The following is a 12962-nucleotide window of genomic DNA, read 5'->3' on the forward strand; positions in this document are numbered from 1 at the left end:
GCGCCACATGACAGTCGCAGCCTATGACAGATTTCCCATCAGGGGGAGGGCTATAGTCATAGTCTCGGGAGAGTTGAACGCGGCGAAGTCACTTGATGTATAAGAACGTGTACTCATGAGGGGCCGACGAAAGTCCGCTTCCGAGAGCGCAGCGGACCAATTGTGCTCAAAGTGAATTCTTCGGCCTTTGACCCATTGCGGCCATTCACCGTTAGCTTTGACTTTGACCGAAATTCAATCGTTAGTAGAGTTGGACCGGCAAATTGGGGACAGAAGATGACCCTACTCTTAGCGTTGTCCAATGAGAGGCATTCCTTTTTGGTGGCCGACCGCCGCGTAACGAGCAACGGCCTGGTCCAGGACGATGAGTTCAATAAGGTCACGGTCTTGTTCTGTGATGACGCGCGAGTGGCGCTGGCCTTCACTGGCCTTGCCTGCTGCTCGGGGTTCAACACGCGAACTTGGTTGTGGGAGGCTCTGTCTGAGATTGGAAAGACCCAACACGAGATTCACAGCGTGCTGAAAGTTCTAGAGAGCAAAGCGACATCCGCTTTTTCTAGGCCCCCGATCTCTAATCTGCCCCTTTCAGATCGGCGATTAGCAATCTTGGTTACTGGGTTCGTTTACCGGCAAGGGGCGCGTTCGAGTATCGTTTTTTGTATGAGCAACTTCGATACGCCGTACGCCAGGTTCACAATCGAAATGTTTCCAGAACGGCGAGTGTTTGTTAAGGCTGCCGGATGCTTGTCATCACTGTCAGAGTCGGATCTTGCTGCCGTTGAAGAAATCCTGCAGTCCGATGTGGCAGGCGATGCCATTGAACGCAAGGCGGTGCGCCTCATCCAGAGGTTAGCGGCGTCTAATGGGCTTATCGGAAAACAATGCAACAGTGCTGTTATTCCGGGGGACGCCGATACTGTCGTCACAAGCACGTATCATTCTGCGCACATTACGCAGCGAGCGTATGGAGCGGACGTTGTCTTTGCGCTTTCGTGCGGCCCTTGGGCGATTGCAGGTCCTGAGATAATGAGCGCGGGTATGCTCTCTGGACCGCCGATTCGAAGTAATCAGACATGTTGGTGTGGTTCGGGGAAGCGCTTCAAGCACTGTCACAAAAAGACGTTAGGGAGCGTGTACGCAAAATTACCAATGTTCCGAGAACCGTTGCCGTGGGGTGCCATGCAATTGTTGCCGGACGATGTTCCTAGCCTTGCGAGCGGACGCTGTTTCCGCGTATCGAGCGCATTTCGCTGACAAGGTGCCTTCGGTCTGAATGTCCGAGTTTGGCCCGATGGCGAAGTTCGGTCCCCTCAGAAATGGTCTGCTGATCGGGGGAGACCGGAAGTAACAAAGCGCCAATCAAACCGACGCTGTTGACCCATCTCGGACATCACCCCTCAGGCACGCCTGCCAAACGTAGGCCCTCACAGAACCGCTCCCGCCCTGCAAGATACGTCGGATTGTCACTTGGTTTCCCGTTGCGCAAGCGACGGATGGTAAAGCTTGGGACGAGCGCAAGCCCCATCTTCGCGGCGGTTTGCGCTTCATCCAGCGCGCCCAGCAAGCCCAATGTAGCAGCGAGTGCAAAATGCGTGAGAGGAAGATTGCGGTTGGCCTCAATGCTTCGTCTTAACCAACCGGAGGCTTCGGCATCCGCGCCGAGTTGTAGCTTGGCCACGCCGAGAGAATGCATCCAGCGGTAGGCGTGGACATCGCGCGGGGAAAGGCGGAATGCCTCAAGTATATGACCTTCGGTCTCGGAAGCCCGCCCCATGTAGAATTTGGCCAAACCAATAGCTCCATGTGCATTAGCCAGATTGCGGTCAAGCGCTAATGCCTGCTCGCATTCAGCAATCCCTTGGGCAGCACGATTTGTGCAAATGTAGACGGAGCCCAGCATAAAGTGGGCCATTGCATTGTCAGAGACCAATGAAAGCGCCCTGATCGCGTTCGTTTCGGCGGCCGAAAGGAGCTCAGTTCGGTGGTCCGTTAGCAGATCAGCGCCCATTGTCACATCGACGCCTGCCATGCCTACCATCGCCCCGACGCTTCGGGGGTCAATGGCGAGGGCACGTTCGAAATAGCCGCGCGCTTTGGTCAAGTGCTCGGAAGTTGCCCCCTTGTTTGCCCAAGCCCTGCCTTGAAAATACAAATCTGTGGCATTTGGCTCGAGTGAATGTTCCGCTCGTTGGGCTTCCGCTACAATAAGTTGGGCATCTAACGTGCGGGCGAGCCTCGATACAATTTCGTCCTGCATATCAAAAAGGTCGGAGATTGGCTTATCGAAGCGTTCGGCCCACAGGTGATTGGTGGTCTCGGCGTCAAGAAGTTGGACATTCACCCGAACTCGTTTACCACTGCGCTGCACCGAGCCCTCTAGTAGATAGCGGACATTCAATTCGCGGCCGACGTGCTGCACGTCGATTGTTTTTCCCTGATATGAAAACGCGCTGTTACGGGCGATCACAAACGAGCCACTGATGCGCGACAAGTCCGTCGTCAGGCTCTCGGTCACGCCATCAACGAAGTAGTCCTGCTCGGGATCGTCGCTGAGATTAACGAATGGCAGCACAACAATGGAAAGACGAGGTGGCGAATACGCGATCGGCCTGAGACCGTCAGCCAATGTTGCCAGGTTACGTCCATGTCCGACCGCTGCGTAGGCGCGGACCGGGCGGGCGATATTCTTAAGGTTCTGCTCACCCAGATCGGCGAACTCAATGGTGACCTTGCCCCGAATATGCTCGTAGGCAGATGACGAGATGCAGATGCCCCCGGGTTCTGCGAGACTCTCAAGCCGTGCCGCGATATTTACGCCGTCGCCAAAAATGTCATGCGGTTCGACAATCACGTCGCCGACATTGATGCCGACACGGAAAGCAATACGCCTGTCTTCCGCGTCGGCGACTGCAAGTTCTGTGATACGGGTCTGGAACTGCACGGCAGCGCGAACCGCCTGCACCGCGCTCGGAAACTCTGCCAAGAACCCGTCGCCGGTGTTCTTGACGATGCGGCCGCCGTGTTCGGAGATCGCGGGCGTGACATCGTCCGCGAGGAGCGCTGTCAGTTTGGCATGGGTGGCCTCTTCGTCATGGTGCATGAGCCGCGAATAGCCTGCCACGTCAGCGGCCAATATCGCCGACAACCTCCGCTCGACCCGGGCTGGTCGTTCTTGGCCCATAGCATTCAGACCTCTCAGCTTCGACTTATACGACAAACCCGCTAGTGTGCCCACTCGGATGTCGCCTGCTGCCCCATAGGAGACGTTCTTGGGGTTGCCACCTGCCACCCCCCTATGACGCGCGGTTGAGAAAGATCGGCAGCCCCCGCTTGTTGGCGTAGATGGGGCGGTAGCGCTCCGTGTTGTACGTGCTGGCGACGTCCAATTTGCGGGGGCCGAGCTTGGCGTCAGGGATGGGCACCAGGTCGTAGCGGCCCTCTACCAGCGCCGACATAAGGCCGGTCTTGCCTTCCAGGATGGCATCGTATGCCATGTTACCGAAAGTCAGGGCCACAAGCTTGTCGATAAAGTCCGGATCGCCCGATCGCAGGTCGTAGGTGAGATCAGAGACGATGGTCTCCTCGCCGGCGCGCAGCTTGATCTCGTCGGCAAGCACTTCGGCCACGCTCGTCCTCTTTCGGTGACCGTAGGCGTCAGGCTCGCCGTATTCCTGCAGCCTGAAGCCCTCCCACTCGGCACCTTCGCTGAGAACGATCAGCGCGTAGTTGCTTGGGTTCGCACGCTTCTCCTCGATGAGCAGTTGGATCAGTTTGTCGAGGTTGACCTTGTACTCCGGTATGACGCACCGTATCGAGGTCACGTACGCGGTGTAGAGAGCTGTAAATCCGGCATCGCGACCAAAGATGCGGAAAATGCCAATTCGCTCGTGTGAGCCGACAGTGGTGCGCTGCCGCTGGATTGCATCGCTGGCGCGGGTGATCGCGGTCGAGAAGCCGATGCAGTATTCGGTGTTGCGGACGTCGTTATCCATCGTCTTCGGGATGGCGATAATCTTGACGCCGAGCCCGTTGAGCTTGTCCGCATAGCTGAGTGTGTCGTCGCCGCCGATGGCGATGAGGTGCTCGATGCCCAGCCTGGAGAGGTTCGCCAATACCTGGCCGGTGAGATCCCAAGTCTTGGTTGCGATGCCGCTCTTGGTACTCTCCGAGACTGGAAGGTCTTCGCCAGCGAGATGATCGGGCAGTTTCTTCATTTTGGAGGGATTGGTGCGGCTCGAGTGCAGCACGGTGCCGCCGCGTCGGTCGATGATGCGCGTGTTTTCGCGGTTGAGCGGGATAAGGTAGTGCGATTTGCTGGCGGGGGCGTCGAGGTCAAGGTGCGTGAGGGCTTCCCAACCGCGGCGCAGACCGACGACCTCAATGTCGTCCTCGCTGCCGCGATAGGTCACGGTCTTGATGATCGCGTTGAGGCCGGGGACGTCGCCACCGCCAGTGAGAATGCCTATGCGTTTCCTCGCCACACCTACCTCCCAGTATTGGCATGTCAATAGCGCCCGCGTCGCACGTTCTCTACTCGGCCGCTTCCGGTTTGCGCTCCCCGCGCAGCCGAAAACGCTTCAGCAGTGCGGACACGGTGTCGCGGAAGCCGCCATACTCCAGCTCGGAATAGGGCAGCATCGCGGCGCCAGACCAGCCTTGGCTGCGCATCTCGATTGCCTTGCGCTGGGCGCGCCGGCGGACCTCGTCCCACGCCGGGTTGTCGAAGAAATCGGTATAGGACTCCGAAAAACGGCCGTTCTTGTCGATCGAAAAGCCAGCGCAGGAGACAATTGGCAGGCAGTACATGCCTGTCACCGGTGTATTAAGTGGCACCGGCATGAGCGGCATCACGTGCGAGCCGCGCGCATCGCCGCCTACGAAGTGCGCCTTCGCGAACGGCGAGACGATTTCTTCCGGCGCTGGGAAAATCCCTTGGTTCCTGACGATCGCGACCGGATCGTCCTTGCCGGTGTACTTGCCTGCGATCGAGTGAAGACGCTGCGCCGAAACAGCGACGGCAACCTCGTCATACGTTCGGGAAACGATGCGATCGATCCCAAAGCGCTCATTGTCGCGGAGCAGCGCGGCAATGTGGTAGCCGTCCGCGGGCGCGTCGAGTTCGATCACGCTGTCGCCAGCCGTGTGGTCCATGTCGATGACATGAAAACGGAAACCCTTGATCATCGGAGGCAGCATCAGCCCGGCGCAGTACATGGGATCGGCAAAGGTGAGGTAGAGCGGCAGGTTGTAGGCGCCGGGGCCGCACTTGTCGGCGGCGAACACCATGAAGGACTCCGCGGGCCTCGAACCCGAGAGGCTGTGGTCGAAGCTGAGCTCCGCGACGCCCGGTCCGGCGCCGCGAACGTTTCCGGAAGGCGCGTCGACCAGAAGATCCTGGCCGGCGCCGTAGAGGCCAGAGTTTTTCGCAACCGCCGTGGCCGCAAGAAACGCCTTCCAGGCGAATTGATGTACCTCGGAGCTCCCCTCGCCCCGTGTGTGCGTCATGATGATCGCAATGTCGTCGCCGGTGTGGCAGATGAAACCGTCGATCAAGAGACCATTGCAGATCGCCTTCGCGACCTCGCCCTCGACAGCCGCCATCATGCGTGTAGACGGTTTCGTGTGCCCGCCGACGGAGCCAACGTCAGCCTTGATGACTGAAAGGGTGAGTCTCATGAGCATTCCCTCCGATCAGCGCAGCTCCGCGCCTCGGCGGTTGCTGCGCCGGGGCGACGGCGCTGCTCACTCGCGGAAAAGAACGTCTGATGTTCCGTTACGTTCCATACTGCCTTTCTTTCTCGAAAAGCTCGGGCTCATTCGGTAGCCGGCATCATCGATCCACCGCAAATGTTCCGCCAGAAGCGATGCGCCCTCATTGGCTGCGGTGCACGAGTCCGGTGTTGGCCCGCAATGGACCTCCCGGCATCTCTGCTATTGCGCCGCTGTTGGGGGACAAGCGGACACCAACGGTGATCTGCGCCGATTGCTTTCGTTTTTCACTCCCATTCTGGCGCCGCCAAGACGCGACCGGCCGCGTCGGACGGACGCGGCCGGGTGTCTCTGTCGGGTTTCCCCGTCTCGCACAGGCGGATGATCGCCCGCCTGTGCAAGCGCGGATCGGCTAGCTCGACGGGCCGCCCTGAAGCGCTACGAGAAGCTTGCCGCCATCCGGCACGCCCCAGCCGGTGCAGGCGTCCCATCCAGGACCCGCCTTGTATTGTCCGCCGAGCAGACCGTCGGTGTCATTGTTGCCGACCGTGATGTCGCGCAGCACGCCGGCCGGGCCGAATTTGGAATAGAGCAGGGCGTTGAAATTGCCGGAGCGGGCGCCGAGCGCGGCGTTGATCCGGGCGATCAGGCCTGCCCAGAGCGGTGCGGAGGCGCTGGTGCCGCCGACGATGCCGAGCTTGCCACCCGACATCGTCAGATAGCCCGTTGCCGGATCGGCATTGGCCGCAACGTCCGGAATTGCACGTCCGGCAAAATGCCTGGGATTGATCGACTTCGGCACGATGCCTTTCTGCCAGGCCGGGGCCGGAGTGATGTCGCTGACACCACCGCCGGTGCCGCTTCCCGGTCCGTCATTCCAGACCGCCTCGGTGATCTGCACCTGCTTCTTGGCGTTCGCACGCGCGTGCAGGGTCGTTCCGCCTACCGCCAGCACGTAGGGGCTGGTTGCTGGGAAGTTCACATGCGCCCGGCCGTCCTGCATCTGCGCCTCCGAGCCGTCGTCGCCGGTGGACACGCAGAACGTGATGCCGAGATGGGCCGCCGCGAGGAAGCTGTGGTTGCAATGGTCGATCGCAGCCGGCGACCAGATCACGCCGCTGTTGTTGAAGGCCTGGTTCTCGTCCCAGCCCCAGCTGATCGAGACGACAGAGGGATCGTTGACGGAGTCGCTGACGACCTTGGCGAGGCAGTCGACCAGACCTTTCTCGTCGAAGGTCGAGAAATAGGTGGCAATCCTGGCGCCGCCGCCGAGCGCGCCGGCGACATCGACGTCCAGCATCACCTCGCCGGTCGATTCCGGGTCGCCGGCCGGATCCGTCGAGACGCCGTCGACCGCGATGACGGCAACCTCCGGCGCGGGAACGCCGATCTTGCTGAAATAGGCCGCGACATCAGGGGTCTCCACGCCGCCGCCGAACTCGAGCAGGCCGATGCATTGCTTGCTCGCGTCGACCTGGGGGAATTTGTAGATGGCGCCGAGCTCGGTCGGAACGAACCAGCGCCGCACCGAGCTTGCGAAATCCGGCGCCGCAGCGCGTGCCGAATGGCGCGAGCGCCTGAGCACACGGTGGTTGTTCAGGCCGAAAACGCCGGTGATGGCATCGCCGACCTCGGTCGGAATGTGCACCGGGCCGGTACGGGCGTGGAAGTCGCCGAGATGCGGATGGGAATAGTCGAACAGCGTGACGCCGAAGGCGTCGCTGACGTCGTCGACGGTGCCTGCGATTCCGAGCCGCGCGGCGGCGGGCTCGTTGCGGGTGACGACGAGCTTGTGCGCCTTGGCAAAATCCTCGATCGACTTGATGGCCTTGGGATCGGAGCCGTATTGGCTCTCGAGCTGGTCGCGCGTCATGTAAGTGCGCGCCTTTGGGAGCTTGTTGTCCAAGTCGGACAGATCAGGCAGATCGGCGGATCGCTTGACGCCGAGCGTCAGCTCGATCCAGCGCTGGCCGTTGGTTCGGCGCATCGCCTTCGAGCCTGTCGGCAGTTGATGGACGGAGTTGGGAAGTTCGACCATGTGGGGTGTTGCACTAGGGGACATAGTATTTCCTCCTTGTACGGGGTTGGCGCGCTGGAAAGCTGGAATTGCGATGGTAGGTGCTGTTTGTCCGAAACTGTTCAGGTGTTCGAAAATCAATTGTGGTGTGCCGGCAAGAAAATTGCCGATACGTCAGTAAACCAAACCTAAAATAGAAAAATGCCGGCGATGCATCCTAACAGCGGGGTGCCGCTGCGGCAAAGCCGATCACGCCGCGCGCCTCTCACGATCGCGTCAAAGCTTGGTCACGCGCGGCTGCGCCTCATGCCGAGGCCGGCGTTCTACTGTGCATGGGGTTGTTTTCGCGTTTTTGTGTCCCTCGCATTTCCGTGATGGAACCTAATGGCGGCTGAAGCGACTTATCCATGACGCGGGACGTAACATGCGAGGCCGTCATGGCAGAGAAGCATACCGCCGATCCGGCAGAGATCATGCGGGCAACCGGTCATCCTGAGCTGGAATATGCCGCCGGCTGGACCATCGCCGGTCTCATCACCATCGGCACCATCGTCGCCGCCTGGGTGTTTGCGATCTAGGCATCGCGTGTTGCGGCGCGCCTACGGCGTCACCGCGCCGCGTGCGACCGCGCGCGGAGCGGTCAGCTCCTTCCAGGTGGAATTCGCCACATGCACCGGTGAGAACGCCGGACGCTCGACATAGTGCCCGTCGCCCGCCTCGGCGCGGAGATCGCCATCCTTCCACACGATACGACCGCGCGAGAGCGTCGCGGCGGGCCCGCCGGTGCAGGCAAAGCCTTCGAACACATTGTAGTCGATCCGGCTCATCTGCCGCTTCGCGCTGATGGTCTTCGTCGCCTTGGGATCCCACACCACGATGTCGGCGTCTGAGCCGACGGCGACCGCGCCCTTGCGCGGATAGATGTTGAGGATGCGGGCGATATTCGCCGAGGTCACCGCGACGAACTCTTCCTTGGTCAGCCGCCCCGTCGCGACGCCCGCGGTCCACAGCAGCGCGAGGCGATCTTCCAGGCCGCCGGTGCCGTTCGGGATCTTCCTGAAGTCCCCGAGGCCGAACCGCTTCTGCTCGGTGGTGAAGGCACAATGGTCGGTCGCGACCACTTGCAGTGAGCCGGATTGCAGGCCAGCCCAAAGACTATCCTGGTGCGATCTGTCGCGGAACGGCGGCGACATCACGCGCTGTGCGGAATGATTCCAGTCCTTGTTTTGATATTCACGCTCATCGAGCAGCAGGTGCTGGATCAGCGGCTCGCCATAGACGCGTTTTCCCGCGGCCCGCGCTCGCGCGATCGCCTCATGCGCCTCGCGGCAGCTCGTGTGCACGATATAGACCGGCGTGCCGGTCATATCAGCGATCATGATGGCGCGGTTGGTGGCTTCGCCCTCGACCTCCGGCGGTCGCGAATAGGCGTGGCCCTCGGGGCCGGTGACGCCGCGCGCGATCAGCGCCTCCTGCATCAGGGCAACGACGTCACCATTCTCCGCGTGCACGACCGGCATCGCGCCGAGATGGGCGCAGCGCGCGAACGAGTTGTAGAGCTCATCGTCGTTCACCATCAACGCGCCCTTGTAGGCCATGAAATGCTTGAAGGTGTTGATGCCGTAGGTTTTGACCACGGTTGCCATCTCGTCATGGATCTGCTTCGACCATGACGTCACCGCCATGTGGAAGCCGTAGTCGGTCGCCGCCTTCTCGGATTTGTGGCGCCATTCCTGATAGGCCGCGAGCATCGACTGGCCGGGATCGGGCAGGCAGAAATCCACCACCATGGTGGTGCCGCCGCTCAGCGCCGCTTTGGTGCCGGACTCGAAATCATCCGCGGTAACCGTGCCCATGAACGGCATTTCGAGATGGGTGTGCGGATCGATCCCGCCCGGAATGACATAGGCGCCGCCCGCATCGATGATCTCCGCCCCCGTTGGCGCTGCGATCGCTGCGTCGACAGCGACGATGGTGTCGCCCTCGATCAGCACGTCCGCACGGCGCGAATGATCATGATTGACGACAGTGCCGCCGCGGATGAGGAGGGACATGGGAACTCCGGAAGAGCAAAGAGGACGGTACGCAGCCGAAGCTAAGCGTGTCGGCTGCGATGCGATAGACGAAATTTTAATCAGCCGCCGATCCCGCCACCGAGACCGCGATTGCGCTGGATGCATCGGCCCGACCTGATATCGCGCCTGCGAAATGCAACCGAGCCATGACGGATCGCGCTGGTCTGCGCCCTTGCGCGTCGGCATAGGCCGGCGCACTCTGTGTGGGCGGCGCACAAAGAACGCCGCCAATAAGGCGTACGTACAAGATCTTGGCGAGGAAGCATCCATGGCGGTGACGCGGATCGACTGCGACATCCACTCGGCGGTTGGTGGCACGCGCACGACGCTGCTTCCTTATCTCAGTGATCACTGGAAAGAGCAGGTGGTGAGCCGTGCTATCGACGGCCTCGACCTCACCTCCTATCCGCCGAGCATGCCGTTTTCTGGCCGCGCCGACTGGCGGTCGGCCAATGGCACGAAGCCGGGCTCTGATCTGGCGATGGTGCAGAAGGGCGCCTTCGACCAATTGGGCGCGAGCCATGCGATCCTCAACGTGCTCTACGGCGCGCAAGCCGTGTTCGATTCCTACATGGCGGCGGACTTCTGCAAGGCGATCAACGACTGGATTGCCGCCGAATGGCTATCGCGTGACCCGCGCCTGCGCGCCTCTATCGTGGTGCCGATGCAGGCGCCGGATCTCGCCATCGAGGAGATCGAGCGCCGCGCGAGCGACAATCGCTTCGTCTCCATCCTGGTGCTGGCGCAGGGCGAGACGCTGCTGGGGCGACGGCATTTCTGGCCGGTCTACCAGCTCGCCGAAAAGCACAAGCTGCCGCTCGCGATCCATGCCGGCACGCAATATCGGCAGGCGCCAAGCTCGGCTGGCTGGCCGTCGCACCGCTACGAATATTACTTCGTCGAAGCGCAGGCGTTTCAGGCGCAGATTCTGAGCTTGATCTATGAGGGCGTGTTCGGCAAATATCCGGACCTCAAGGTCGTGCTGATGGAATCCGGCGTGAGCTGGCTGCCGGCCTTCATGTGGCGCGCCAACAAGACCTGGCGCGGCGTGCGCGTCGAGGTGCCCTGGGTCGGGCGCGAGCCCGCCGCGATCGTCCGCGACAATTTTCGCGTCACCATGCAGCCGTTCGATGCGCCGGGCGATGCCAAAAGCGTCGAGGAGATCATCGACCAGATCGGCTCCGACAAGATGTTCCTGTTCGCGTCCGACTATCCACACTGGCAGTTCGACGGCGACGATCCGATACCGCCGAACCTGCCGAAGAGCATCATCGCAAAGATGTGCGTCGATAATCCGCTGGAGACATTTCCGCGGTTGTCGATCAACTAATCCTGGAGGTTCGCATGAGTGAAGTCATCGACCGTCCGCTGCGTGACGACGAGAAGCCCGCCGCGAGCCGGCTGCGCATCGTCGATTGCGACGTGCACCCGAGCCTGCATTCGCTCGACGACCTCAACGAGTTCTTGCCGAAACGCTGGCAGCGGCATCTGAAGGAATATGGCAGCCATCTTCGCACGCCCTATCTGTTCACGACGCCCTATCCGCGGTCCTCGCCATTGATCGCGCGGCGCGATGCCTGGCCGCCGACCGGAGGGCCGCCCGGCTCCGACCTTGCTTTCATGCAGAAGCAGCATCTCGATCCGCTCGATGTCGAGTTCGGGATCTTGCAGGTGCTCGATCTCTTCATCTTCTCGCAGCAGAACTTGGAATTCGGCGCGGCGATCCAGCGCGCCATCAACGATTGGCAGCTGGCGTTCTGGTCGCACAGGGATCCGCGCCTGAAGGCCTCGATCCTGGTCGGGCAGGACGGCACGGATCTCGCGATCGCCGAGATCGAGCGCTGCGCCAGAAGCGGCGAGTACATCCAGATCAACGTCTCGCCGCGCGCCAACGAGCCGCTCGGCCGCCGCCGCTACTGGCCGATCTATGAGCGCGCGCAGGCGCTGGACCTGCCGCTCGGCATCCATGTCGGCGGCTATGGCGGCCACGCGCCGACAGGCGGCGGCTGGCCGTCCTACTATGTCGAGGAGCACCAGTCCAACGCGCACACCATCGCGGCGCAGCTTGCCAGCCTCGTGATCGAGGGTGTGCCGGAGCGGTTCCCAAAACTGAAGATCGTCTTCATCGAAGGCGGCTTCGGCTGGATCCCGTCGGCGGTGTGGCGGATGGACCAACATTTCGAGCGGTTCCGCAGCGAGGTGCCGCATCTCAAGCGCAAGCCGTCGGAATACGTCCGCGAGCACTTCTGGTTCACGACCCAGCCGATCGACGAGCCCGATGAGGCGCGGCATCTGCGCTCGCTGATCGAATGGGTCGGCGTCGATCGCCTCCTGTTCTCGTCGGACTATCCGCACTGGGATTTCGACGATCCGCGCTTCGCCTTCAAGACACCGCTGACGGAGGCCGAGCGGACAAAGATCTTCAGCACCAATGCGCGTGCGGTCTACAAGTTCTGATCAACATGGCCCGTCACATTGTCGCGCGAACGACCGAGATCCCGCCCGGCGGCAACAAGGTCGTCGACGTCGCGGGCCGCGATATCGTCGTGTTCCATGTCAATGGCGAGTTCTTTGCGCTGCTGAACCGCTGTCCGCATGAAGGCGCACCGCTGGAGAAGGCCGCTTGCGTGGCGCGGCTGACCTCGCCTGAGCCCGGCGTCTATGAGCGCTCTCGGGTCGGGGAGATGCTGCGCTGTCCCTGGCACGGCTGGGAATTCGACATGCGCAACGGCCAGTCCTGGTTCGATCCGAAGCGCGTCAGGATCCGGTCATATCCGGTCGCGGTGGAACGCGGCGACGAATTGCAGAAAGGCCCGTATGTCGCCGAGACGTTTCCGGTGCATGTCGAGGATAGTTATGTGATTGTCGAGGTCTGAGCCGGCATTGCCGATTGAGATTCCACCGCAGGTGCGATATGGCTCTCGCGCTTTCTAAAGGCGGAGACGAGCTTTGTCGAAACAATCCCTGCGTGAGGAGGCCGAGCGCCTGATCCGCGAGTCGATGGAAAAGAAGACCATCGTCGTCAAGCACGGCACGACCCGCATCGAGGCCGTCTGCGGCAAGTGCGGCGCGCCGAACCGGGTTCAGGCGGAAAAAGGCCAGAGCCGCGTCAAGTTCGCCTGCAAGAATTGCGGGCACCAGCAAGAGACGCTGTAAGGCGC

At 61.5% G+C, this 12962-nt stretch carries 11 protein-coding genes; 6 read left to right on the plus strand and 5 right to left on the minus strand.

Translation table 11 applies throughout. The annotated features are described in order from the left end of the window. Positions 1-276 precede the first annotated feature (276 nt). Complete coding sequence (locus ABIC09_RS18880; RefSeq protein ID WP_354110179.1) at positions 277-1254, plus strand: SEC-C domain-containing protein; 978 nt, start codon at positions 277-279, stop codon at positions 1252-1254. A gap of 136 nt (positions 1255-1390) precedes the next feature. On the opposite strand, the gene ABIC09_RS18885 is transcribed toward ABIC09_RS18880, so the two are convergent. From ABIC09_RS18885 to ABIC09_RS18900, 4 genes are all read right to left on the minus strand, one after another. Further along, on the minus strand, positions 1391-3181 hold the full coding sequence (locus ABIC09_RS18885; protein WP_354110180.1) for an adenylate/guanylate cyclase domain-containing protein: 1791 nt from the start codon (positions 3179-3181) through the stop codon (positions 1391-1393). A gap of 112 nt (positions 3182-3293) precedes the next feature. Further along, positions 3294-4481: a 6-phosphofructokinase gene (locus tag ABIC09_RS18890; RefSeq protein WP_148753210.1), complete on the minus strand. Its 1188-nt coding sequence runs from the start codon at positions 4479-4481 to the stop codon at positions 3294-3296. A 49-nt stretch (positions 4482-4530) separates the two neighbouring features. Beyond that, the gene (locus ABIC09_RS18895) at positions 4531-5682 is read right to left on the minus strand and encodes a fructose-1,6-bisphosphatase (RefSeq protein ID WP_354110181.1); all 1152 of its coding nucleotides are present in this window, start codon (positions 5680-5682) and stop codon (positions 4531-4533) included. A 439-nt stretch (positions 5683-6121) separates the two neighbouring features. Next, complete coding sequence (locus ABIC09_RS18900; RefSeq protein WP_354110182.1) at positions 6122-7771, minus strand: S53 family peptidase; 1650 nt, start codon at positions 7769-7771, stop codon at positions 6122-6124. 392 nt (positions 7772-8163) lie between these two features. On the opposite strand from ABIC09_RS18900, the gene ABIC09_RS18905 reads away from it, so the two are divergent. Further along, positions 8164-8304: a hypothetical protein gene (locus ABIC09_RS18905; protein ID WP_187435070.1), complete on the plus strand. Its 141-nt coding sequence runs from the start codon at positions 8164-8166 to the stop codon at positions 8302-8304. Between the two features lie 21 nt (positions 8305-8325). Here the strand turns inward: ABIC09_RS18905 and hydA are convergent, their stop codons facing one another. Then, positions 8326-9780, minus strand: coding sequence for a dihydropyrimidinase (gene hydA, locus ABIC09_RS18910; protein WP_354110183.1), 1455 nt, complete (start codon positions 9778-9780; stop codon positions 8326-8328). Between the two features lie 289 nt (positions 9781-10069). Between hydA and ABIC09_RS18915 the strand changes: the two genes are divergently transcribed. The 4 genes from ABIC09_RS18915 to ABIC09_RS18930 all read left to right on the plus strand — a co-directional run bounded on the left by ABIC09_RS18915 (position 10070) and on the right by ABIC09_RS18930 (position 12957). Continuing rightward, positions 10070-11131, plus strand: coding sequence for an amidohydrolase family protein (locus ABIC09_RS18915; RefSeq protein WP_354110184.1), 1062 nt, complete (start codon positions 10070-10072; stop codon positions 11129-11131). A gap of 14 nt (positions 11132-11145) precedes the next feature. Then, on the plus strand, positions 11146-12258 hold the full coding sequence (locus tag ABIC09_RS18920) for an amidohydrolase family protein (RefSeq protein ID WP_354110185.1): 1113 nt from the start codon (positions 11146-11148) through the stop codon (positions 12256-12258). Positions 12259-12263: 5 nt separating this feature from the next. Beyond that, positions 12264-12677 (plus strand): Rieske (2Fe-2S) protein, encoded by a 414-nt coding sequence (locus ABIC09_RS18925; protein ID WP_148753216.1) that lies wholly within the window; start codon positions 12264-12266, stop codon positions 12675-12677. Between the two features lie 73 nt (positions 12678-12750). Further along, positions 12751-12957, plus strand: coding sequence for a hypothetical protein (locus tag ABIC09_RS18930; RefSeq protein WP_148753217.1), 207 nt, complete (start codon positions 12751-12753; stop codon positions 12955-12957). The last annotated feature ends 5 nt before the right edge of the window (positions 12958-12962 follow it).

Source organism: Bradyrhizobium sp. S3.12.5 (genome assembly GCF_040548225.1).
In the GTDB taxonomy this organism is placed as follows: domain Bacteria; phylum Pseudomonadota; class Alphaproteobacteria; order Rhizobiales; family Xanthobacteraceae; genus Bradyrhizobium; species Bradyrhizobium cytisi.

Excerpts from the sequence above, each read along its gene's own strand:
- ABIC09_RS18880 (WP_354110179.1), top strand. The coding sequence starts at position 277 with ATGACCCTACTCTTAGCGTTGTCCAATGAGAGGCATTCCTTTTTGGTG.
- ABIC09_RS18895 (WP_354110181.1), bottom strand. The coding sequence starts at position 5,682 with ATGCTCATGAGACTCACCCTTTCAGTCATCAAGGCTGACGTTGGCTCC.
- ABIC09_RS18885 (WP_354110180.1), bottom strand. The coding sequence starts at position 3,181 with ATGGGCCAAGAACGACCAGCCCGGGTCGAGCGGAGGTTGTCGGCGATA.
- ABIC09_RS18915 (WP_354110184.1), top strand. The coding sequence starts at position 10,070 with ATGGCGGTGACGCGGATCGACTGCGACATCCACTCGGCGGTTGGTGGC.
- ABIC09_RS18905 (WP_187435070.1), top strand. The coding sequence starts at position 8,164 with ATGGCAGAGAAGCATACCGCCGATCCGGCAGAGATCATGCGGGCAACC.
- ABIC09_RS18925 (WP_148753216.1), top strand. The coding sequence starts at position 12,264 with ATGGCCCGTCACATTGTCGCGCGAACGACCGAGATCCCGCCCGGCGGC.
- ABIC09_RS18920 (WP_354110185.1), top strand. The coding sequence starts at position 11,146 with ATGAGTGAAGTCATCGACCGTCCGCTGCGTGACGACGAGAAGCCCGCC.
- ABIC09_RS18900 (WP_354110182.1), bottom strand. The coding sequence starts at position 7,771 with ATGTCCCCTAGTGCAACACCCCACATGGTCGAACTTCCCAACTCCGTC.
- hydA (WP_354110183.1), bottom strand. The coding sequence starts at position 9,780 with ATGTCCCTCCTCATCCGCGGCGGCACTGTCGTCAATCATGATCATTCG.